Genomic DNA, 23,225 nt, shown 5'->3' on the forward strand with positions numbered 1-23,225 from the left:
ACGAGTTGTGGGGAGAAAATGCGTTATTTACCCAGAAAGCGATGCTATTTTGCATTGTTCTTCCTCACCTTTTTCGCTTTGTGTATTGGGGTTATTGAGCTGTTAAATCGAAACCAGCAAGAGCTTCACAAAGAGCGAGTTCAAGTTGAGGCCAAAGAACAACTTTCCATTCTCCGTTCCAATTTGGAAGCGGTACTTATGGCGGATATCTACAAAGCCAGTACTTTAGCGACACTCATTACTTTACTTCCTAAAAACCAAGAAGAAGAATTGAGTATCGCCGCTCACCGAATCCTAAATAAAAGTAAACATATTACAATCATCGGTATCGCGAAAAATGATGTAATTAGTCATGTATTTCCACGCCAAGGTAATGAGCGCCTAATCGGCCTTGATTACCGCGCAGTGCCACAGCAGTGGGTACAGGTGCAAAAAGCCAAGGATGTACAAGAAATTTTCATCGCAGGGCCAGTGACTTTGATTCAAGGTGGCCGAGGTTTGATCGTGCGTGTGCCTGTTTTTCTTGATCCTCCAATGAATCAGGACTACTGGGGAGTGATCAGTGCGGTGATTGATTTCGATGCTCTGATGAGAGAAACCGGCGTAATTGATTTCTCGTATCGTTACCCTTTAATGATCCGTGGTTACGATAGCGGTGGCTCATTTGGTGATGCTTTCTTTGGCGCGCAAAGTTTAAATAGCATGGCATATGCAAAAGAGATGGTTCATTTTCCTTATGGTGGGTGGAGTATGGTGGTTTTCTCTGGAGGCAAAGCTGATCGCCAAATCTCTTGGCATCAGTTGCATTTAGCTAGAGTAATCGGCTATCCCATTATATTCGCACTTAGCCTCGCGCTGTTCGCCATTTATCGACTGTATACCATTGCAGATGACAGAGCTTTACACGATGAACTCACGCATTTACCAAACCGTCGCTATTTTATGAAGTTTTACAAGCAGCAGTTCGAAATAGCGAAACGTTATAAAAAGCGTTATAGCTTCGCCTTAATTAATATTGACCTAGATAGGTTTAAACACATTAACGATACCTATGGTCACGACGCAGGTGACAAAGTTTTAATCGCTACGGCTGAAAGGGTAAAAAGCTCTCTGCGTAAATCAGACATCGTGGCCAGAATGGGCGGTGATGAGTTTTTAGTTGTAGTCCATCACCCTGGAACGGAAGAAAATGTTCAGTCCCTTCTACAAAAACTTCGATTAGCGCTATGCTCGACGCCCGTCATTTACGATGAAACGCTTATCTATTTGAAAGCCAGTATTGGGTACGCGATATTTGACCCGCAAATGTCATCTCCTGAGCAAATGATGAAAATAGCCGATGAGAGAATGTATCAACAAAAGCATGGCGGATGAGCCTGAACCCAGTTTCAATAAGGGGTAGAGGAATGGTAAAGTTGGGAGCCCGAAATCTCATCATCATTGAGGTGCAAGAATATGTGACTTCATATGTTCACAGACACTTTGCTGAGAGAGTCGTTATTAGCAGTGCATTTAGTGGCATATTTGCATAATGTTGCATTTTGCAAATGCAGTTTGCGAAATTAATGGTTAATAAAGCAACGATATGCATCTGGATCTACTAAAAAACGGCTTTTTTAAAGTTGGCACGCATCGTGCTTTACTTAGAGTGACCCTTATTAAGCCGAGGGTCACCTAGCCAACTGACGTTGTTAGTGAATACAAATTGTTCACAAGTATATACCGCCAATCACGTTTATTGTGATTGGCGTTTTTTCTTTCTAAAGTCCGATGATATTCACATCGTTGCCCGTCTCATCAGCTTCTCCGCACTTGCTGTAACAACTAGGTTGTCTTGGACAAACCGCCCCTCTGGAGCAGATCAACCTTGCTTGGGTTTGAATCCCGCGCTCTATCCAATTGATGTTTAATATCTTAGCGATAGTCGTTAAGTCTTTTTTGATGTGGGGAGGAATAACACTACTTCCGCCGGAAGCAACACAAAGGGACTTAAGTTCTTCCGCTATGGAAACCGCATCGCCACCTTGTGCAGAAATGGCAGGGTTAAGATCAATACCGGCACATAGCACGCGATTATTCCCTGCAGGGTCAAATACGTTGACCGATTCGCAGCAGTAGATACGTGGCTCGTCGCCAACATTTAAAATCGAAATTTGCGCTGAACTGGTATCCAAAGGCTGGGAAAGGCGTCGGAATACCGCCCAGTGCTGGCAAGGGTCGTTTACTTTGCGCATGTTGCCCCAAGGCAATGGAATACCATTTCCTCGATACACTGCTTTTAACTTGCCGGGGCCATAGGCATCAAAATAGTGCCAATGAGGGTAAGGCGAGACCACCGTCATGCGACGCATTGCAACGGAAGGAGAAACGCCGGCCTTTTTGTGAACATCAATTTCGTAACCGGAGCGGTCAAGCAACTGACGAAATGGTACTTTGGGGCAAAGCAAGGCACCAGCAAAAAAGCTAGACTCAAAATCACGCCAAGCTTGCAGGATATCTTGCGAATTGAGTTCAGAGTTCGACACAGGGCTGTCCATTTGCTCCCAATTGTTTTGATGCCCGATAGATAAAACGTTATTCATTGCATCGCTGCTATGGAGCACTCGATGGCCGATATATACCGCCAAGTCATACTTCAATCGGGTTGGATAGTCACGCATTCGTTTATTGAGATAAATAGTCCCAGGTGGCTCCATGAAAGACGTAATCAACTGTTTGGCGCTGACGCCCAGTTCATCAATCACATCTTGTGGCGCTCGATCAACCCAGCGGATATCCAATCCCATACTCTTTGCAATGTCTACGAGATCCTCTACAGATAGATTCAACCGCTTCAAGCCGACCTCTTCGGCGGCGCGCTCTAAATCAGGAAAATGGTTTTGATGGTTTTCTTGGTGTGCTCGAATCAAGAGATGAGCAAACTGACGCCCCGTGATACCTGTTTGGGAGAGCATTTCTGGTATCGCGATTTGAAGAATATCATTGGAGAACAGGAAGCTCGGCTCCAACGCCATGCCACTAATCCCGCCACGATTTCCTTTGTTGGGTGTGATGGCTTCTAATTCGGGTTCATCATCTAAAAACCACGCCGGATCTTTTTGAAAAACTTCCGCGATCACTTCGAGCATATCGATACTCGGTACGCGTTTTCCGCGCTCAATCATCGAAAGGTAAGAAACCGACGGAGCGTATTCAGGATTAATTCTTACACAACGGGCAGATAAATCTTCCATCGTTAAATGGTTGTTTTTTCTTAGGTTACGAATTTTCGTACCAAGAAAATGAGACTGACGAATAAGGCTTTTTGACACAGACATTTTGTAAAATTCACATTGTAAAATTTTTGTTGTGAAATTGTAGTCAATATTTCGCTAGTCTACATAATGAGCAGGCAAGGAAATTAACCATCCACTTCACAGAATTGCCTGAAACTTAAATAAAGGATTTAAGTTTTTACTCTAGGACGAGTTTTTAAGTGCGAGGATATGACGATGAATATGCTGAACTTCGATAAAAAAGAGATGCAACAACAACAACGCCCATTTATCGCTGAAGCCGTATTTGCCGTCGAAGCGGTAAGTGCTGAGCAGCAGAGTGAGAAACAAGTAAAAGCGAAGCAACTGCTTGACCGCATGTTCCCATTGGAGAACGGGTCGCACCAAGATGTATCAAGTTACGTGATTGATTACCGCCATGTTTTGGCTTATTTCAAAGACGGTACACACAGCGGCCTGAAAAGCCCAAAACACTTCGTGGCGTACACTGGTGAAAAGGAAGATCCAAAGTCGATTTTGTTTAAAGATGATTCGGGCAATCATGTCGAAGTGCTGTTTGGCTGTCACAAAGGCACTGGTTGCGTGGAATTAGTGGACATTGACGATATTCAATTGGAAACTCGCACGACGTTTCATCCTGAACTAACTGGCAATGCACCAACTGCGATGCGCCATTGGATAAGCCTAATCAAAGGCGACAAAAAAGGTAAGCCGATGGCATGCAGTGAAGATAAAGAATATACCGCAAAAAATGGTGACGACTACATTCTAAGTTACTGCTACAGCGTCGATTAAGATACTCATGATTGGATATAAAAACCCCGCACTTTACGTCGCGGGGTTTTCTTTTTCATCGTAAAAGTCGTTTTCGCTTAGTCAGTTTATTTAAATTGGCATCACGCGGTTACGACCGAGTTGTTTTGCTTCATAAAGCTGTTTATCGGCTTTATTGATTAAGGCTTCAGGCGTATCACCCGGCTCAAATTCTGCTACCCCAAAAGAAGCTGTAATGCTGTGAACTTGTGTGCCTGAGCGCTTATCTCTGATACGCAGTTTTTCTATCATCCGGCGTAGTGTGTCTGCATATTGGCGAGCAATTCGCAGAGATTTGTTAGGTACAATTAACGCGAATTCTTCACCACCAAAACGGTACGCACATATCCCATCTCGACAGCTTTGTTGTAGCCGGCGGGCAATGGCTTTTAATACTGTATCGCCAAAAAGGTGCCCGTAATTGTCGTTAAATGATTTGAAATGATCGATATCAAGCATGATCAAGGTCATTGCCTGATTTGATGCAATAAGTGAAGAGAGATCTTTGTCAAATGCTCGGCGGTTGTATAGGTTTGACAAACCATCGAACAACGCATCTTGCTGTACTTCAGCCAGTTGGTTTTTGAGGCGAGAAATTTCTTCACTCGCGTTAGTCAATTGGCTATTCAAAAACTTTGTTGAGTGACGAATTTCATGTGACTCTGCGACAAGTTGACGAATCACCACCATCACTTCTTCAATGCTTAGGCTATTGTCCTCAACTTTTTCCAGTTTATTAAAGCTTTTGTCTACCATCTCAGAAAAGGAGGAAGTATCTGAAATCGTATCGCTCATTGAACTGGATACTTCATGTAGCAGAACTTCTACATTGGTTCTAAGATCTTCAAGGCTGGTTTCTGCTTTGCTGGCCACATAGTTGTTGTAAAGCTGTTTATTGGTTGCTGGCGGGCAAATACCGTAGTTTTCTAACACCGTGTCTAACTCAAAGTTGAGTTCTGGAATGGTCTTGTCAACGTAGGTATACCAAAGCGCGTAGTTGGCTGGCGTGGCAGCAACATGGTTTTTGATCATCAGTGGGACCGCTTTTTTTAAATTAGCGGTTGATTTCTTAAACTCGTCGGTCATTTCTGCGATGGTACTAGCAAAATGGGATTGGGCTTAGATTAACGGATATTAACTAATGTCGCTTTAATTTTTATCACTTTTGCATGGTTTATATAGAAAATGAGTGATTAAGATCGTGATCAATACCGTTGGATTCAAATTTTATAAAATATCAGTATGAAACATGTACAGGAATTTGGTGGTATTGCGTGTTTTGAGATATCCAGCAAATGGATTCCGTGTAAACGTTAGTAACCTAATGATCGTCAAACTCTCGTTTTCGTATAAAAGCAAAAAATTAAAAGGCTTAACGTCAGGGTCTCCGTGAAAGAACTCGTAGACGAAGAATTAACATCTGAGGGTGCGAATTGAAAAAGAAAATAGGACTTTATTGGTTCACGAACGACTTGCGATTGCACGACAACCCACTGTTGAAAAGCGCCAGTGTAGAAATGGACGAGTTAATTTGCTTGTATTGCTACCCTTCAATGACGCCTTACTTGCATCACTTTGCGCAGGAAGCCTCTTTCGGGCGTGCGAAATTGCAGTTTCTCGATTCATCGCTTAGTGAACTCAATCAATCTTTGAATCACCTTGGTCAGCGATTATGGGCAGTTGAACTGACGCCCGATCAAGCAATCAAGTATGCTGTTAATCGCTTCGGCGTCACACATATATATGCTGACGCTTTTCCCGGTTCGGATGAGCAACAAGCGTTAGGTCGCGTAGCTGAAGGCGCTTCTCATGTAAAAATAAAACAGCAAGCAATCCGGACCCTGTTAAGGGAAGAACAACTGCCATTTGGCTTGAGCAAACTGCCTACCACTTTCACGCAGTTTAGAAAGCAAGTTGAAAGTTTAGACATCTCTCGGCCCCACGAGAGTATCCGTTCGTTACCTCCAATTCCTTTAGGTGTGAATCTTCCTTCCGTTACTGCATATTACTTTGACGCAAAAGCTGCGTTTCATGGTGGAGAAAGCCGCGGGCTTGAACATTGTCGCCAGTATTTTGCTTCCACACTAGCCAGTGAATACAAACAAACACGCAACGGTTTAGATGGCATGGATTACTCCACCAAGTTCTCTCCTTGGTTAGCTCATGGGTGCGTTTCTCCGAAAACTATTTATGCCATGTTGAAACGTTATGAAGCGGAGAATGGTGCAAATGATTCAACCTACTGGATTTACTTCGAACTGCTTTGGCGTGAATACTTTTATTGGTATGCCCGTCGACACAAGCGACAGCTCTTCCGATTCGGTGGCATCCAAAATCGAGCACCACTCACCAGCTTTTACGCGCACCGTTTTCAACAATGGAAGAAAGGTGAAACGCCATTTCCTATCGTCAATGCGTGTATGCACCAACTTAATGAAACGGGTTATATGTCGAATCGTGGCAGACAGTTAGTTGCCAGTTGTTTGGTGCATGAACTTGGCCTCGATTGGCGTTATGGCGCGGCGTACTTTGAGTCACAACTGGTTGATTACGATGTGGCATCAAACTGGGGAAATTGGCAATACCTAGCGGGCGTTGGTGCTGATCCGCGTGGTTCACGACAATTCAACCTCGAAAAGCAAACCGAAATGTACGATCCGCACATGGAGTTCATCGATAGGTGGCAAGGTCGTTGTCCTGGCGCGCATTTGGATAGTGTAGACATGGTCGATTGGCCGATTGTGATGGGCAGCAGTGACAAAGCTTCGTCATCGGAGAAACCGTAATGCAATTTGAAACCGTACGATTGATCTTGGGCGATCAACTTAACAGTGAGCACTCTTGGTTTCAGCAACCTGATGAGCAAGTGCTTTACCTGATTGCGGAGCTCAAGCAAGAGAATACTTACGTCACGCATCATATTCAGAAAGTGTGTGCGTTCTTTTCTGCAATGGAACAGTTTGCAAAAGAGCGTCAGAGTGAAGGTCACCAAGTTCTGCACCTCACATTGGATGACACACAATCCTTCGACGATCTTGAGCAAGTCTTGCAACACTACGCGAGTGAAGTTGGTGCAAGTAAGTTTGAATATCAACGCCCGGATGAATACCGTCTGCTAGAGCAGTTAGCCAAATTAAAGCTTGATGGGGTCGTGACGCGTTGTGTCGATTCGGAACACTTTTTGTTACCGTTTGAGGAAATAGAATCGCAGTTTCCTCAAGGCAAACACATCATGATGGAGCACTTTTACCGCCGTATGCGCAAGCGCTTCGACATCTTGATGCAAGACGGAAAACCCGTCGGCGGAAAATGGAATTACGATGCCAATAACCGTAATAAGCTCAAAGCCCAAGACATTGAACAACTGCCACAACCTTTGATGTTCAGTACCGACGTACGTGGCATCGTTGAGCGGTTGGCAAAACATGACATCGAAACCATCGGAAATCTTGAAGGAGACTTGTTGTGGCCGATCAATCGCGCGCAGAGCTTGTCTTTACTCGCGCATTTCTGCCAAGTCTGTCTGCCGTTATTTGGACGTTTTCAAGATGCCATGACAGGCCAGCACGATGCTAAGTGGAGCTTGTATCACAGCCGAATTTCATTCTCGCTTAACAGCAAATTACTGCACCCGAGAGAAGTCATTGATGCTTCACTCAAGGCATTTCATTCCAACGCGGACATCGACATTTCTCAAGTTGAAGGGTTTATTCGCCAAATCTTAGGATGGCGAGAGTACATTCGAGGGGTCTATTGGGCGAACATGCCTCATTACCCGAAAAACAACGAATTGGTCGCAGAAAGAAAGCTGCCAGATTTCTTCTGGAATGGTGAAACTAAAATGGCTTGTATGCGCAATGCGATTGAGCAGTCCCTCGATTATGCCTACGCACACCACATCCAACGATTGATGGTCACTGGTAACTTTTGCTTGCTAACCGAGATCGACCCAGATCAAGTGGATGAGTGGTATCTCGGTATCTATGTTGATGCGATTGAATGGGTCGAAATGCCGAACACACGTGGCATGGCATTGTTTGCGGATGGCGGCATTGTTGGCACCAAACCTTACGCGGCGAGTGGTTCTTACATCAACAAAATGAGCGACTACTGTAAGGGTTGCTATTACGACAATAAGGCGAGGAGTGGGGAAGGATCGTGTCCGTTTAACAGCCTTTATTGGCGCTTTATGAACAAACACGACAAGCGCCTCGCAGCCAATCCACGAATCGGGATGATTTTCCGCTCTTGGGACAACATGGAAGAACAACAACGCCAAGCGATTCTTGATACCGCAGAGCACTACATAGAAAACGTGGAGAACTTGTGATGGAAATACTCATCGTCGGTGGCAATGGTGGAATTGGTTTGGCGATGGTGAGAGAAGCCGCAGCTCGGTTTCCTCAAGCTCGCGTGCATGCCACTTATCGTAAGCAGCAACCAGATTGGCAACACCCAAATGTCGTTTGGCATCAAGTGGATGTATCGCAAGACGAGCAGGTAAAAGCGTTCAGTGAGCAGATTGAACACGTCGATTGGTTGGTGAACTGTGTTGGTATGTTGCACACCCAAGAGAAAGGTCCTGAGAAGAATCTTAGCTCGCTCGACGCAGACTTCTTTCAGCAAACCATCACGGTTAATACTTTGCCAAGTTTGCTGTTGGCGAAATACTTCACGCCCAAGCTAAAGCGCAGTACTGCACCCAAGTTTGCGACCATTTCGGCCAAAGTTGGCAGCATTAGCGATAATCAGTTAGGTGGTTGGTACAGCTATCGAGCATCGAAAGCCGCATTAAACATGTTCCTAAAAACCATGTCGATCGAATGGCAAAGAGTGGTCAAACATGGCACGGTGCTTTCACTTCACCCTGGCACCACAGATACCGCTTTGTCGGCACCTTTTCAAACCAATGTCCCAGAGGGAAAGTTGTTCACGCCAGAGCGAGTTGCTAAGGATTTATTAGGCTTGATAGAAAAAGCAACCCCGCAAGATAGCGGGGCGTTTTGGGCTTATGATGGGACGTTATTACCTTGGTAAGAGAACGCGTACAAACGTTAATACAAATGAAATAACATACTCCAGAGAGGGTCGGAGTGACCTACGTTTTCGTTGATTTATTTCTTCGGCAACGCTCAGAACAATAAACGATTTCCTCCCAATTTCGCGCCCACTTCTTTCTCCAAGAAAATGGGCGCTGACAGACCGGACAGACTTTCATGGGAAGGTTGGATTTAAAACCTTTCATCGCGCTGAATGTTCACTCCTAATTTGGTTAAAACTACTTATCAAATAGGTACAGGTAATCGCCGTAGCCTAAACTCGCCATCTTGTTCACAGGTACAAATTTCATCGCAGCAGAGTTCATGCAATAGCGTAATCCCGTCGGCTTCGGACCATCTTTAAACACATGACCTAGGTGTGAATCACCAAACTTACTGCGGATCTCCGTTCTAGGGTAGAGTAGTTTATAATCGGTTTTCTCCACGATGTAACCCGGGTTAATTGGTCGAGTAAAGCTTGGCCAACCTGTGCCAGATTTGTATTTATCAGTAGAAGAAAATAGCGGTTCACCGGTCACAATATCAACATAAATTCCCGCTTCTTTGTTGTCCCAGTATTCATTATCAAACGGACGCTCCGTGCCTTCTTCTTGCGTCACGTAATACTGTAGCTCTGTTAAGTTTGATTTGATTTCAGACTGAGCAGGCTTACTGTACACTTTCACTTTCGAAAGCAGCTTTTTTTCTTCAATCAACTGTCGAAGTGTTTTAGGGCTTTCTTTTCGATCTTCACCAAATACTTCGTCGAGATATTTATCGCGACCTGATGCGTAGCGGTAGTATTTGTACTTCAGGCTACTCTTCTTGTAGTAATCCTGATGATACGACTCCGCAGGGTAAAACTTTTCAAACTCGATCAGCTCTGTTTTCAACGGTTTTGGATAGATCATCGCCTTGTCGATTTCCATCATAAACTGCTTAGCAATCTGCTTTTGCTCCGCATTATGATAGAAGATCGCCGGACGGTATTGAGGACCACGGTCAACAAATGAACCTTTATCGTCGGTAGGGTCGATATGACGGAAGAAGTAATCCAGCACTTGTTCGTAGTTCACAACAGCAGGATCGTACTTCACCTCAATCACTTCAATATGACCAGATTTACCAGAAGAGACTTGGCGGTAAGTCGGGTTTTCAATATGACCACCTGAATAACCTGATACAACATCGATTACGCCGGGCAGTTGCTCTAAATCCGATTCTGTACACCAGAAACAACCGCCAGCTAGCGTTGCGATTCTTGTATTCTCTGAAGCCTTCAGCTTATCCATCGTATCGGCGGTACCTGTTTTACTCAATAGTAGAAACAAGACTGGAAGTGCGAAGGAGAAACCGGCCAATAACTTAGACATATTCTTCATAGCTACCTCATCGTTATTTTTGTAGAAAGTGTTACTTAAATAAAAAGTGTTACGTATAGAGAAAGGTAACCGAGCGAAAAAATTACAGTAATGTTGAAAATTCCGTTGCCCTTTTATGCGATAGGGCTAAAGTATCGACAAGAAACACACCGCTAGTAAGGGCAACGATGCCTTGAATAAGCGATGCTAAATGAGGTAAATCATGCAAGCTGAAGTTAAATGGATAGAAGATTTTAAATTCCTTGGGCAATCTCAGTCGGGCCACTCCGTAGTGATGGATGGCAATGGTGGTGCAACCGCACCAAGCCCAATGGAAATGGTACTAATGGCTGCTGGTGGCTGTAGCTCTGTCGATGTTGTTGATGGTTTGAAAACAGCAGGCCAAAAGGTTTCGTCAGTTAATGCCAAGCTAACCACAGAGCGTCGTGAAACCGCACCGCGTATCTTTACGCAAGTGAATATCCACTTTGAAGTGTCAGGTGACGAGCTTGACCCAGCAGTCGTAGCAAAAGTGGCGGCTGACTCGCTAGAAAAATACTGCTCGGTTTGCTTAATGCTAGGTGAAGGTGTTGAGATGACCCACAGCTGGGAAATTGTGTAAGCCGACAGACTCCACAAAATATAAAAACAGGAAAGAGAAAAGTCCGGGCTTTTCTCTTTTTTTATTTCGCAATTCACGTACCTTGTGAAGAATCTGAAAGCAGTAATTGCAGGTTGTAGGAGTCTTCCAGTGACAGAACTAGAAAAAATGATGTCTGGCCAGGTCTTTGATGGCATGGACAAAGAAATTGACGCCATTAGAAGCCATGCTCTTCAAGCACTTAGAGCACTTAATAATAACACCGACGAAAGTCAGCGCGACGAATTGCAAAAGCAGCTATTTGGCAAGGTAGGCCGTTGTATTGTCCAGTCCCCTTTTCATTGTGAATTTGGTAAGACCATCGAAATAGGTGAAGAAACCTTTATCAACATGAACGTGGTCATGCTCGATGGTGCCAAAATTACCATCGGGAACCACGTGCTCATTGGACCGAGCGTGCAATTTTATACCGCTTCTCATTCTGTTGATTACCGAAGTCGTCGACGTTGGGAAACGTTTTGTAAACCTATCACGATTGAAGATGATGTGTGGATTGGCGGAAATTCCGTCATCAACCAAGGTGTAACAGTTGGCGCTCGCTCGGTGATTGCGGCGAACTCGGTCGTTAACCATGATGTGCCGCCAGATTGTCTATACGGAGGCACGCCAGCTAAGTTGATTCGTCGTCTCAACGAAGAAGAGTAAGAATCGATAGTGATGGCATGATGACTCGCTTTACAGGCGTAAGAGAATCATGCCAGCAGAAAGGGATAATTCATCAAGGAGTCTAAGATGTCGAACAAGACAGAAGTCCTCATGTGCCCTACATGTGGGGTAGAAACGCATCATGTCGTGGTGTTAGTTAGAAAAAAAAGTGGTTTTGAAGGTGATAAAAATCGCAAAAAGAAAGAGTTCATCGCTGGCTTTCTCAAAAGTGTAGTATTCGGCGCCTTCCTTGCCTCTATGGATGAATTTGAACGTCATTTGATCTGCGAAAACTGTGGTCATAAAACCATTCAATAGTAACTGATAGTCCTTCTTTCTCTGCATAAGTTCATAAGTGCGGTTTGAAGCACTGGTTATTCAAGTCGCATCATCCTCTTTTAGTGCTTTTGCTCTTCTTGTGTTCCTCTCTCAAATATGAGTCACATCAGTACGCATTTTAACCGCTTGGATACAGATAACTCACTGCTATATATAATAAATTTTGGTGAGAAATACGTGTTTCAGCTCGATGTTTAAACTCTGTTCTATCGACACGTTTTGGGTCAGTAAACACTTAAATTTCGTTTGCTTTATGTTGTATGTAGCGCAATTGTGTGAAATTGGTCACATTAACGTTTAATTTATAAAAAAATAATTAATGAATAGTAATTCACAAATATGCTGACCGTATGTGCTATTTAGTTTTGATTTATCTTTTGTGTATTCACTTGGTGAATGTTCTTTTGTTTTTAGATTGACTAAAGGTTTGATTTTCTATTCAAACTTGTGAAAGGTTGAATGGATATATTAGAAAACATGAATTTGATCTTGTTTCTATCTTTTGTTTTAAATGCGAAATTCATTATTAACAACGGATGGTTTTGATGATTTCTCTTATGTGTATCCCACCAATTTTAGAAATTGAAAATTAAACTCTCTCAATACAATAACGACTAAAATTAAACGGAATGATGTTCTTGTATTTTTATTGTATTTTAACTTATACATTTTTACTCATTCATTTTAACTGTTTTTGTTGATTTTAAGTTGTTGATAATAATTGTCTTTTAACTTTTGTTTTAATGACGTTGCTTTGCTGCTTCTTTAATGTTGTGGTGTGTGGCTTTATTTATAAAAAGTCATTTTAAAGTACGTTTTTAAGCAAAGTAGAACGCAACAATACTCAGATAAATAGTATTAAAAAGTTAAATAAGGATTTAACCATAAGAGTAATTTTATGGTTGATAGGTTTATTGGGGTTGATTATCTGAATTTTTATGGAATTTCATCCCAATAATCTGTTTGTCTTTAAGTTTATTCAAATGAACTTAATTCTCATGGAAGTTTCAAAACATGCAGCACACAACAAAGTGGATGATGACGCCGCTTGCAATGTTGTTGGGTACGCTGTTTTCAGCGCCATCATTCGCGGTGGAAACGAGTGTAATTGATAGCACTAGCACGCCTGAATCTACACAAAATGAAGGAGATACGTCCTGTATTGTTTGTAAGTTTAGTGGGGCCGTTTACCTATCTTACGATACAAACATTTACGATAAAGACGACTACCGTTCTGTCCGCAATTTCTCGTGGGGAGGCGATCTCGTTTATTCCTTTTCGAGCGACACAAAAGCCTATTTTTCTACGGGGGGCTATCGTGCCCTAGAAGATGAAGTCGGCACCTACGCGACAGATTCGGTGTTGGGCTTGCAATACACGAACCTATATCGCTTTGGAGATACAGGGAAAATCGGCGTTGCGGGTCAGCTCACCATTCCAACTTCAGAAACATCTCGTAAAGATGAACTGCACACCGCGGTTCGTTTAGATGTGCCGATCTCTTTTTCAGCTTGGAGCGTCGATTTTTCGGTTTCGCCAAGACTGAGAAAAAATTTCCACGAATACAAAACCATGGGTGGACGCTCGCTGACTGAGTGGACTTACTCGTTGTTTGCTGTTGCGGAAAAGTCGTGGGAATCGTTCGCAGTGGGGATTACGGCGTTAGGTGGTAACAGCATCAGTTATCAAGGTACGCGCAGAAGCAGTTGGCAGTATGAGGGGGCGTTGTACGGCACATACGAGTTTGATGAAAGCTGGTCATTGCTACTCGCGGCATCATCAACGGGTTTCTATCAAGATGCAGAGCGAGGCACCTTGGGCAACATCGATTTGTTGGACCAAGAGAAAGCGTCTTACATCGTGACAGTGACTTACTCCTTCTAGGAAAACTACAACAATTAAGGATATCCAAATAATGTTTAAAAAATTGACTCTGGTGTCAGCAATAACGGCCGCACTTGCAGGCTGTGGCGCAGATGATCAGGCGTATGACTATGTCGAAAGAGATGCAAAAGAAGTCGCAGTAAAAGATCTTAAAGACGGTCGTTGGTTTTACGTTCCGACGACTGGTGCCGCTCCACGCTTTGCTCTTAACCAATTCCCATTCTTACAAGGTTCACCTCGTTACGTTGAGCTTTGTTTTACCAAAGAAGGTCTGGAAGTTCGCAGTTACGATAAAAACTACCCAGACGCGCATCTAAGCAAAGATGCTAATAACTACTGCGGTGAAGAGAAATTTGTCGCAGACGACGACGGCGTTAACTTCGCGCAAGTGCTGACGATTCCGGGTGACTTTGCGGCGTATCGCTGTCAAGAAGACGCGCATGGTGATTGCACCAACAAAGAAGAAACCAACGAAGACGCAAGCCTAAACTACAAGAAGAAAACCCACTTCACTCCTCGCCCTGAAGATCTCGAAATTGCAGAATTCAATATGGAAGATCTGTATGGCATTACCGAGGGCATTGATGAAATTGGCGCACCACGATTGATCTCGTGGGACTTTGACCCTAAAAACGGTCTTCTCAATTTCGAACTAGAGCGCACGTTCCGTATCGATTTAGATAATATTTCTGACTACATCAACTTTGCAACGAAAGCGAGCTTGGATGAAGCGCTTGTGGATGGCGCGTTTAAATCTCGTTTCTACTACTCGTTAGTGCACGAAAGTGAAGTGGCAACCGAAGGTTACCAACCGATCTTGTACCCAGTGGGTGATGAGAACGACATTGGTTTCTTCACCACATCGACGAAAAAGCTTAACCCAGTCACGAATAAATACGACCGTGATGTGGTTTACCTCAATCGTTTCAACCCAGATCAAGGCTCTATCAAATATTACTTGAGCGACAATTTCTTTGAAGAGAAGAACAAGTTGTTCTTGGATGCAACGCTGCAATCGATCGACAAGATGAACCAAGCGCTGAATGTATTTGGGGCGGATGCAGGCAAGCCTGAAATCGAGATTGTGAACAAAACCAAAGCGGCTGGTATTCACCCAGGAGATCTGCGTTACAACGTGATTAACCTGATTGACGAGCCTTTAGCTAACGGTCTGCTTGGCTATGGCCCGTCGGTTTCTAACCCGATGACGGGGGAAATCATCAAAGGCCACGTGAACCAATACGCAGGCGTTGCAAGAACGGGTGTGCCTTTCTATTGGGATAACTTGGCGCGTTTCTATAATCGTAATCAACTGGACTTAGATGGCTTAGATCCATTGCCAACCAGCAGCGAATCTGTGAAAACAGAAGTTGCGGATAGAATTGAAGCGCTTTCTACAATGGCGGCGATGGCGAGCCTGAAATCGGATGAAAACATTCATGCGCCGCTCGTTTCAAAAGAAGACATCGTTTCTGGAAAAGCAGCGACGAAGAGCCCAACTCAGCTAATGAAAAACTTCAATGATGACATGGAGTTTGAAAAGGTGGTTGAAGCTGAAGAGAACCGTTTGTCTTTCTGGGCAGAGAACAACGTCTATCCAATCGAAGCGTCGTGGGTTTCTTCAACCAACAAGGCCATGTTGGACAACTTGAAGTTGGATGACGAGCGTTACTTTGAGATCAAACTTGATGACGCAGGTAACGAAGTATCGCGTCAGCTTAAGCGTTGGAAATACCTGCCAAAAGAGTTGCAAGTGAAAGCCGCAGATGCGATTACGGTTGCGACTTACAGCAATACGCTTGTTCACGAGCTTGGTCATAACATGGGTCTGCGCCATAACTTTAAAGGCTCAAATGACAAAGCGAACTACTACACGCTAGAGCAAGCGCATCAACTCGGCTTGAACAACATTCCTGCTTACAGTTCGACAATGGACTACGCACCAAGCATGTTGGATGAAACGCCAACTTGGGGTCTGTACGACATTGCGGCGTTTAAGTTCGGCTACGGCCGTAAAGTCGAGACGATTCAAGATTCTTCAGGTTCAGCTCCTGCACCTGTTGCGAAACCGGCAGACAGTGCGAGCGATGAAGACAAAGCGGCATATGCTCGTTACCTCGCTGATCAGCAAGCCTACCAACAAAGCTTTGCATACAAGTTTGGCAACAATCCAGACAACACATCGCTGATGGTGTGTTCTGAAGTGAAGGCGCTAACGGGGAACGAGAAAGGCAAATCACTCTACAACTGTGACTTCAGCCGATTCGATACCGCCGCGTTGTCTGATGATCCAGAACTGAATGCGAAAACTCGTTATGGCGCACTTTACTACCTAGATAAAGTGAATGAAATTGAGCGTAAGTCTTACGATTTCTGTACCGATGGGAACGTTTCTCTAAACAGCGACTGTAACCGTTTTGACGAAGGTACAAACCTAGAAGAAATTGTTTCTTACGAGTGGCAGAACTATCTCGATAGCTATGATCGACGCAACTTGGAGTTATATGGGACGACGGGATTATTCTCGTCCGATTATCCTGGTTACTTAGTGCGTCGTTATATGGAAATGAGCGCTATCCGTGACAAGATGGAAGATCTTGAGCGCATCGATAACCTGTACACCAATCTGGGTTACACTTCGTCAACGGATAAGCCGGGTGATTTCTTATTGCGCATTGCTTCAAACCCTCAATACTGTAGCGAAGGCAAAGCCGATAACTCATGGTTCTGTGATTACGCGAATGGGGCGAAAAAATCCGCGGCGTTCTTCCTTGATATCTTGCGCACACCAGAGCATCAATGTGTGATAGAAAATGCGGCAGGCAACCAAAAAGTGATTTCTTTTGGTCAACTGTTAGACAACAACTCACACCAAATTCCGGCTGATTACGATCTTTCAACAGCCAGCTGTTTTGATGATTTGGCAGCACGCTTTATCGAAGATTCAGATGAGGGCTATATAGCTGTTGCGGAAACTGCGAATGGACGCTTCCTAAACTCAATTGGTAGCTTTGACCCGGATTACCCTTGGTCAAATGCGGTGTCTGTGTTGGGTAACTGGCCAGACAAAGCGCTTGCGAGCCACTTCTTAGCACGTCGATTCTCGAACCGTTTTACCGATGAGGTGAGCTTTGCATCGCTGCTTGATATCCCTGGGGTGCAAGCTGAATACGAAGACATCATGGGCAACGTCGTGGCAAATGATGCGTTAAATACGCCAGTTAAATTGGTGGGTAAAGACGGTAAGGAATACACCAATCTAAAAGGTGTTACCGTGAACCTACACATCACTGAGCAAATGGAGTCCCTACCACCAATGCCTCGTGGTATTGCAAGATTCCTTGATATTGGTGCAGAAGGCCGCGGACGTGTTGGCGATGTCATCTTGAGAATGGGTGTGCGCCAAATGAAGTCTTACGACTACACAGTGAAGACTCGTGGTCAATCTCAGTTTGATACGTTTACGAAGCAACAAGACCGCTACGGTATTATCGCGGGTGACAAGGTTGAGTTTGTTATCGACGGCGAGAAGTTTGTGGCAACAAAAGCAAACAAGCTGGCTTACGACTACGCAAATCAACTGGTGACGTCCAAAGGTTACGATCTAAAAACTTACCTAGATAGCTATGAGCCTGCAACACTAAACAAGGTCGCAGAGAGCATCGATAGTGCTTGGGGGCCATTCCGAACAGCGATTGTCCCAGCGTTCCACGATCCTGTATTGCTGCTGGATGCGCCAATGGTCAACGCAATGAAGCGAACCATTGATGCGGATATTGCGGCAGGTGTGCTGTCGTTTAGCCAGTCTTTCATCAACTTTACGACAGCGAATGTGACTTCGGGTGATTTGGTCATCGATGCAACTTCAGGCACATTGAGCTATAAAGGTGGTAAAGCGCACGATGAGCTGAAAGCGTTCGAAGCTTACACAGATGCGATGCTTTTGATTTACAACGATCACGCCGAAGACATGATGTTCGCGGTCGACAATGTGTACGCAGGGTACATGGCGTCTTCAGATGCTGACAAAGAACTTTGGCTGAAAGATCTCAATATGATTCAAGCGTATTTGCGTGGTGATATCGGCGCTGTGGCTGGTGATTACTACAAGATGCTTGATCGCCTACCAACTGCAGTGAGTTTCCAGTAAATAACTCTTAATTCACTCATACAAAGGCCTGCAGCAATGCAGGCCTTTTTCGTCATAGGATTGATGGAATTTAGGAGTGAAAGATGATCTGTCTGTCTTCTGTCATCACAAGTGTCGCTTTGCTTTGTTCGATAAGTTGGGCAGCATAAGAAGGGGTAACGGCCTGCATATCACCTTTAGATCGAAGAGTTAAAGACTCCCACGCTTGATCTCGATATTTCCCTGCTTGGGTGTATTGAATCAGTACTTTCATAGCTTCACGCTCCGGTGTGGTTGACGTGCTACTTAAGTTAACGATCTTAGGTTGGTTGCGCATCTGTTAAAAATGAAACATTAGTTTAACCAAATGTGCCTTTCCAAATATCGAGCATTGAGCAGAGCAATTTAGAATCCTTTTGATGGAAGGATGAAGAACACTCAATCTTTCGATTCATACTGCGCAATATAATGTTTGAGAGATTTGGTTTCCACACTCTCAAACTCTTCATCGTGCATACGAAGTGCTTGGATACGGTCGAGGCGGAACTGGCGGTAGTCATCGCGCAATTCGCACCAGGCGACCAGCGTCCAGACTTTGCCCCAAAAGAACTGGCCTAACGGTTGGATTTTTCTCTCGGTCACCTGTCCGCTTTCATCTTGGTAATCCAAACTGACCTTAAACTGATGATCAATCGCGTGGCGCAGAAGCTGCCCTCGTTTGGCAGTCTCGGATTGGGTGTGATAATCGGGCACAATCAGCGGACAATCTTCCACTTGTTGTTTGAGCTTATCGGGCAATACCGAAAGTATTTTGGTGGACGCAGAGTGAGACGCTTCGGCGAGTTCAACATCCGACCAGGCTCGAACCATCCGCATACCCAGTTCAAGCGCCATCATCTCTTTTTCTGAGAACATCAAAGGCGGCAGATGAGAGCCAGCTTGCAACAGGTAGCCAACACCTGCTTCACCTTGAATCGGAACACCAGAACTGAGCAACGACTGAATATCGCGATAAATCGTACGTTCGCTAACTTCCATTCTTTCTGCGAGCTCTTTCGCTGTCACGGCGTAACGCTTTGCGCGCAGAAGCGTCAGTAGCTCAAACAGTCGTTCTGATTTGCTCATGATGTTCCTTATCTAGACCTACTGGTTGTTAGTGGTAGTGTGGCTGATTACTTCTCTAGCTCACTGCACATTTTTAAGTTGTGGTGTTTAAGCTCGAAGCTTTTGCAGTCAATCATTGATAACAAAGGCTGAAATTCAGCGGCTTGCTTAATCTGTTTTCCCGCCTGTTTTGCATCGTCCATTGAACGCCAGTAAATGATGTCTGTCCACAGATCGTCCGTCGCTTCGTGACTGAGCGACCGGTACAAAAAGCCCGGCAGATTCTTCGCAAACGTTTGTGACTGTTTGGCAGCGGCGATCACGTCTTGCTCTGTTGTGCCTGCGGTTAGACGAAATTGCACAGTTTCGATAACGGTTTCCATATTGTGATTCCTTATTGGTTTTGGCGGATTGCCTGTTGAGTTCCAAATAAGGTTACGCGGATGGAATGTCAGAACATGTCAGTAGTGAAATCTCACTCACTTATCATCAATATGGTTATTTTTCTGGGCTGTTGTAACGATCCCAGTAAGGTAAATCTGTGCCGAGTTTTTCGCTGATAAAATCGATAAAGGCTCTTACTTTCAATGGCATGTGCTTGCGCTCAGGAAAAACCGCATAAATGGCGTGTTCTGGTAGAGAATACTCTTCCATCACCGGTTTTAGATTTCCTGCTGCAAAGTCTCTTCCTGCAATAAATGTTGGCAGTTGCGCAATGCCTGAGCCTCTTAACAGCAACTGGCGAATGGCTTCGCTGTTATTGACGATAAAGTTTCCTTTTGGAAGTACCTTGTATTCGCTGCCGTTGTTGATGAACATCCATTCGACGCCGCCACGGAAATAGGAGTAGCGCAGGCAGTTGTGACCGACTAAGTCACTTGGTTTTTGTGGTGTTCCAAACTCCGCTAAGTAATCTGGCGAGGCACAAAGCACACTTTTACAAGGGGCGAGACGTTTTGCGATTAGATTGGAAGAGGTGAGTTCACCAATACGGATCCCCAAATCAAAACCGTCTTTAACCAAATCGACCATTTTGTCTTCGAGGTTTAAATCCACTTCAATTTTCGGATAACGAGCGAGAAACTCGCTGATCAAAGGCGCGATATGCAGCACACCGAAAGACATCGGCACGGTAATTTTGAGCCGACCTTGTGGCGAGCCTTGCAGTTCCGATACCGCGTCCACGCCTTGCTGGGCCAGATTGAGCGCTTGAGAAGCGTACTCAAAATAGCGTTCTCCCGCTTCGGTCAGGCTCAGCTTACGCGTGGTTCGGTTAAGGAGACGAATACCCAAATCGTCTTCTAGTTGGTTGATGCGTTTGCTGATCGCCGATTTCGTCAGATTCAGCTGTTTGGCCGCAAGGGAAAAGCTGCCGCATTCGACAACAGCAACAAAAACGGGCAGGGAGGCAATCGCGTTCACATCAATCTCCTATTATCGTGAAGCATTTATTGTTGAGCACAAGGATACAATTAATTTCCAATTATAGAGATTATCTTCAAGAAGAAAACAATCTAGACTATGCACCAGTATTACGACCTTGATTTTGGGAAGAAGAAAATGAAGTACGATTGGATCCTGTTTGACGCTGACGAAACCTTATTCCACTTTGATGCTTTCAAAGGTTTGCAGCTTATGTTTTCTCGCAAAGGCGTAGATTTTACTGAACAAGATTTTGCTCATTACCAAACCGTAAACAAACCGCTTTGGGTGGATTACCAAGACGGCAAAGTAACGGCAGATGAGCTAAAACATAAGCGTTTTACCGAGTGGGCTGAGAAGCTGAATACCACAACAGCAGATCTCAATAGCGCATTTTTAGAAGCAATGGCCGATATTTGCAGCTTGTTGCCAGGTGCAAAAGAGCTGATGGAAGCGCTGCAAGGCAAAGCCAAAATGGGCATCATCACCAACGGTTTTACAGAGTTGCAAGCAATTCGCCTTGAGCGCACAGGGATGACTGAATACTTCGATAAAGTGGTGATCTCTGAACAAGTGGGCGTAGCAAAACCGGACTTAGGTATTTTTGAATACGCGATGCAGCAAATGGGCAACCCATGCAAAACGCGCGTACTGATGGTGGGTGACAACCTGCATTCCGATATTCTGGGTGGTAATAATTTTGGTATTGAAACTTGCTGGTTAAATACCACAGGCGCAAGCGTCGATGAGCGTATCGCACCAAATTACACCGTTGAGTCTTTGAGTGAACTAAAGAACATTTTGGTGGCGTAACCGAATCGGGTATTATTCCGTAGTAACCCTCAGAAAAATCAAGGAATAATCATGTCAGATATCAAACAGCTAGACAGCAAAGTCGTTTACCAGAATAAGTGGATGACGGTGCGTGAGGACAAAATTTTACGTCCGAGCGGCGCAGAGGGCATCTATGGTGTGGTCGACAAACCTGATTGTGCTGCGATTCTGGCTATCGATAACGGGATGATTCACTTGGTTCAGCAGTACCGTTACACCGTAGGTCAACGTTGTTGGGAGATCCCACAAGGGGCGTGGGAATCAAACCCAGATGCGGATCATCTTGAGCTTGCCAAAGGCGAACTGCGTGAAGAAACGGGTATGCAGGCGAGCACTATGGCGTATGTCGGCGCGCAGTTTATCGCATACGGCTTTTTGAATCAGACATGTCACGTCTACTTCGCCAGTGATTTAACGGACGTGGGCAATCAACTCGACAGTGAAGAAGAGGATTTGATCACTCGCGCTTTTTCTGTTGAGGAGTTCGAACAGATGATGATCGACGGCACGATCAAAGATTGTGTCACCATCGCTGCTTATGGTTTGGCGAAGCTGAAGAAATTCATTTAGTTATTCATGACGATTTTTTAATGAAAACAGTGGCCTAGTGCCGCTGTTTTTAGTTTGGGTGAGTTCGTTGAGCCATCGCTTACTCGTCGATTTTCTTACCTAAGATTTCCACTTGCGCTTTTTTGGTCACCCCCGCGACTTGCAGCGCAGTGCTGCCAACCGATTCATAGTTCAACTCGATTTTGTCTAACTTCGCGTTATCTTTTGTTGGTAGGCTTAAGCTTCTTGATGACATGCCTTTAGTCAGAACCCCTAAACTGTCGAACGTCTTTTCCTGACCATCTTTCATGATTACTTTAACGCTTTTCAGATCGACCGTACCTTGCGTACATTTGATTTTTATGTGGCTGAAACGAGCGTTAGCAAATGGTGACAGTGGATTGACTGTGTCGGTTTCCGATTTAAAACTGACGGTCTTATCTGCAATCTTATCCCAATCGTTGTCTCCTGCAACCGATTGGAAAGAGGCTACAGCCGCTAAAAGACAGAGTGCGATGGTGTTGAACAGTTTCATAACTTTTCCTTACCTTAGGTTTAGATATTCTGTTTAATCAGTTCGATGACGTGTGTGACTTCGTCTTGAGTTAAAGCCCCTTCTTTCACGAATAAAATTTCACCTTGTTTATTTTGTACGATAATCGCAGAACTTTCTTGCTGCAGATCCCAAGTTGTTGCTAATACGCCATTTTTGTCTAACACCATGGAAGACCAAGAGAATGTCTTTTTGCTGTCCTCTGCCGACGATTTTACAAATGTACCGGTTCCCCATATGGCGTCTTCTTGGTTGATCACGGTTGTGGTCTGATACTGATCTTCAGGAAAGTGAGCGGCAGTGATTGCTGACATCAGCGGCGCGTTCATCTCTTTGGCTTTACTACGACCTGCAATGGCTTGTATCACATGGACTTTGCCTAACATCTGCTGAGTTGCCCAAGGTTGATAAGCCACATCGTTTCCTTGCAGCGTCATTTCGCCATAGGTATCAATGCTGACGGAAGGGGTGGTTTGACCGACAGAAAGGTTATGAGAGAAGGCGAATGTCGGGGCGAGTGCGAGTAAGAGTGACAGAACAGATGGAGTTTTCATCGGGGGTTCCTGTAACGAAGTGAGGTTAGAGCGAATCAAAATAAGGGGCAAATACGATGCCCC

General features: G+C 44.6%; 22 protein-coding genes. 12 read left to right on the plus strand and 10 right to left on the minus strand.

The genetic code is table 11. The features are described from left to right. Positions 1 to 18 precede the first annotated feature (18 nt). Complete coding sequence (locus R7E00_RS00295; RefSeq protein ID WP_262606177.1) at positions 19 to 1,374, plus strand: sensor domain-containing diguanylate cyclase; 1,356 nt, start codon at positions 19 to 21, stop codon at positions 1,372 to 1,374. 386 nt (positions 1,375 to 1,760) lie between these two features. On the opposite strand, the gene R7E00_RS00300 is transcribed toward R7E00_RS00295, so the two are convergent. Next, on the minus strand, positions 1,761 to 3,317 hold the full coding sequence (locus tag R7E00_RS00300; protein WP_005384164.1) for a DUF3612 domain-containing protein: 1,557 nt from the start codon (positions 3,315 to 3,317) through the stop codon (positions 1,761 to 1,763). 174 nt (positions 3,318 to 3,491) lie between these two features. Between R7E00_RS00300 and R7E00_RS00305 the strand changes: the two genes are divergently transcribed. Continuing rightward, positions 3,492 to 4,070: a malate synthase gene (locus R7E00_RS00305; RefSeq protein WP_005374156.1), complete on the plus strand. Its 579-nt coding sequence runs from the start codon at positions 3,492 to 3,494 to the stop codon at positions 4,068 to 4,070. A 90-nt stretch (positions 4,071 to 4,160) separates the two neighbouring features. Here R7E00_RS00305 and R7E00_RS00310 read toward each other — a convergent pair whose 3' ends face one another. Next, positions 4,161 to 5,174, minus strand: coding sequence for a GGDEF domain-containing protein (locus tag R7E00_RS00310; RefSeq protein WP_005374150.1), 1,014 nt, complete (start codon positions 5,172 to 5,174; stop codon positions 4,161 to 4,163). 347 nt (positions 5,175 to 5,521) lie between these two features. Here R7E00_RS00310 and R7E00_RS00315 point away from each other — a divergent pair, with 347 nt between their 5' ends. From R7E00_RS00315 to R7E00_RS00325, 3 genes are read left to right on the plus strand one after another with little or no spacing between them, the layout of a single operon-like run. After that, complete coding sequence (locus R7E00_RS00315; protein WP_262595770.1) at positions 5,522 to 6,874, plus strand: DASH family cryptochrome; 1,353 nt, start codon at positions 5,522 to 5,524, stop codon at positions 6,872 to 6,874. Next, positions 6,874 to 8,418, plus strand: a complete 1,545-nt coding sequence (locus R7E00_RS00320; protein WP_262606176.1) for a cryptochrome/photolyase family protein — start codon at positions 6,874 to 6,876, stop codon at positions 8,416 to 8,418. Before R7E00_RS00315 ends, R7E00_RS00320 begins: the two co-directional genes overlap by 1 nt. Then, positions 8,418 to 9,125 carry an SDR family oxidoreductase gene (locus R7E00_RS00325; RefSeq protein WP_017819732.1) on the plus strand — a complete coding sequence of 236 codons (708 nt, stop codon included), beginning with the start codon at positions 8,418 to 8,420 and terminating at the stop codon, positions 9,123 to 9,125. The genes R7E00_RS00320 and R7E00_RS00325 overlap by 1 nt, the downstream gene beginning before the upstream one ends. Before the next feature lie 61 nt (positions 9,126 to 9,186). Here the strand turns inward: R7E00_RS00325 and R7E00_RS00330 are convergent, their stop codons facing one another. Next, positions 9,187 to 9,333, minus strand: a complete 147-nt coding sequence (locus R7E00_RS00330) for a DUF2256 domain-containing protein (RefSeq protein ID WP_005374142.1) — start codon at positions 9,331 to 9,333, stop codon at positions 9,187 to 9,189. Between the two features lie 33 nt (positions 9,334 to 9,366). Beyond that, entirely contained in the window at positions 9,367 to 10,509 is a 1,143-nt protein-coding gene (msrB, locus tag R7E00_RS00335; RefSeq protein WP_167415760.1) for a peptide-methionine (R)-S-oxide reductase MsrB, read from the minus strand. A 202-nt stretch (positions 10,510 to 10,711) separates the two neighbouring features. On the opposite strand from msrB, the gene R7E00_RS00340 reads away from it, so the two are divergent. From R7E00_RS00340 to R7E00_RS00360, 5 genes are all read left to right on the plus strand, one after another. After that, positions 10,712 to 11,110: an OsmC family protein gene (locus tag R7E00_RS00340; protein WP_172563698.1), complete on the plus strand. Its 399-nt coding sequence runs from the start codon at positions 10,712 to 10,714 to the stop codon at positions 11,108 to 11,110. Positions 11,111 to 11,239: 129 nt separating this feature from the next. Further along, the gene (locus tag R7E00_RS00345) at positions 11,240 to 11,794 is read left to right on the plus strand and encodes a sugar O-acetyltransferase (protein WP_031780875.1); all 555 of its coding nucleotides are present in this window, start codon (positions 11,240 to 11,242) and stop codon (positions 11,792 to 11,794) included. Positions 11,795 to 11,881: 87 nt separating this feature from the next. Continuing rightward, positions 11,882 to 12,112, plus strand: a complete 231-nt coding sequence (locus R7E00_RS00350) for a hypothetical protein (RefSeq protein ID WP_085569221.1) — start codon at positions 11,882 to 11,884, stop codon at positions 12,110 to 12,112. 1,035 nt (positions 12,113 to 13,147) lie between these two features. Further along, complete coding sequence (locus R7E00_RS00355; RefSeq protein ID WP_005384146.1) at positions 13,148 to 14,017, plus strand: hypothetical protein; 870 nt, start codon at positions 13,148 to 13,150, stop codon at positions 14,015 to 14,017. Positions 14,018 to 14,048: 31 nt separating this feature from the next. Further along, positions 14,049 to 18,167, plus strand: coding sequence for a M66 family metalloprotease (locus R7E00_RS00360; RefSeq protein WP_262606175.1), 4,119 nt, complete (start codon positions 14,049 to 14,051; stop codon positions 18,165 to 18,167). Positions 18,168 to 18,237: 70 nt separating this feature from the next. On the opposite strand, the gene R7E00_RS00365 is transcribed toward R7E00_RS00360, so the two are convergent. The 4 genes from R7E00_RS00365 to R7E00_RS00380 all read right to left on the minus strand — a co-directional run bounded on the left by R7E00_RS00365 (position 18,238) and on the right by R7E00_RS00380 (position 20,672). Then, entirely contained in the window at positions 18,238 to 18,420 is a 183-nt protein-coding gene (locus R7E00_RS00365; RefSeq protein ID WP_042523437.1) for a hypothetical protein, read from the minus strand. 164 nt (positions 18,421 to 18,584) lie between these two features. Continuing rightward, complete coding sequence (locus tag R7E00_RS00370; protein ID WP_191115954.1) at positions 18,585 to 19,271, minus strand: helix-turn-helix transcriptional regulator; 687 nt, start codon at positions 19,269 to 19,271, stop codon at positions 18,585 to 18,587. Positions 19,272 to 19,318: 47 nt separating this feature from the next. Continuing rightward, positions 19,319 to 19,633, minus strand: a complete 315-nt coding sequence (locus tag R7E00_RS00375) for a hypothetical protein (protein ID WP_167415756.1) — start codon at positions 19,631 to 19,633, stop codon at positions 19,319 to 19,321. Between the two features lie 115 nt (positions 19,634 to 19,748). Continuing rightward, a complete protein-coding gene (locus R7E00_RS00380) occupies positions 19,749 to 20,672 on the minus strand; it encodes a LysR family transcriptional regulator (protein ID WP_053307145.1) in 924 nt (307 codons plus the stop codon). A 138-nt stretch (positions 20,673 to 20,810) separates the two neighbouring features. On the opposite strand from R7E00_RS00380, the gene yjjG reads away from it, so the two are divergent. Continuing rightward, positions 20,811 to 21,485: a pyrimidine 5'-nucleotidase gene (gene yjjG / locus R7E00_RS00385; RefSeq protein ID WP_005374109.1), complete on the plus strand. Its 675-nt coding sequence runs from the start codon at positions 20,811 to 20,813 to the stop codon at positions 21,483 to 21,485. A 51-nt stretch (positions 21,486 to 21,536) separates the two neighbouring features. After that, the gene (locus tag R7E00_RS00390) at positions 21,537 to 22,076 is read left to right on the plus strand and encodes an NUDIX domain-containing protein (protein WP_005374107.1); all 540 of its coding nucleotides are present in this window, start codon (positions 21,537 to 21,539) and stop codon (positions 22,074 to 22,076) included. Positions 22,077 to 22,155: 79 nt separating this feature from the next. Here R7E00_RS00390 and R7E00_RS00395 read toward each other — a convergent pair whose 3' ends face one another. Beyond that, entirely contained in the window at positions 22,156 to 22,590 is a 435-nt protein-coding gene (locus R7E00_RS00395; RefSeq protein ID WP_005480927.1) for a hypothetical protein, read from the minus strand. A gap of 20 nt (positions 22,591 to 22,610) precedes the next feature. Next, a complete protein-coding gene (locus R7E00_RS00400) occupies positions 22,611 to 23,162 on the minus strand; it encodes a YtfJ family protein (RefSeq protein WP_154204166.1) in 552 nt (183 codons plus the stop codon). Positions 23,163 to 23,225 lie beyond the last annotated feature (63 nt).

The sequence above is a fragment of the Vibrio sp. Vb1755 genome (genome assembly GCF_033338635.1).
GTDB lineage: Bacteria > Pseudomonadota > Gammaproteobacteria > Enterobacterales > Vibrionaceae > Vibrio > Vibrio alginolyticus.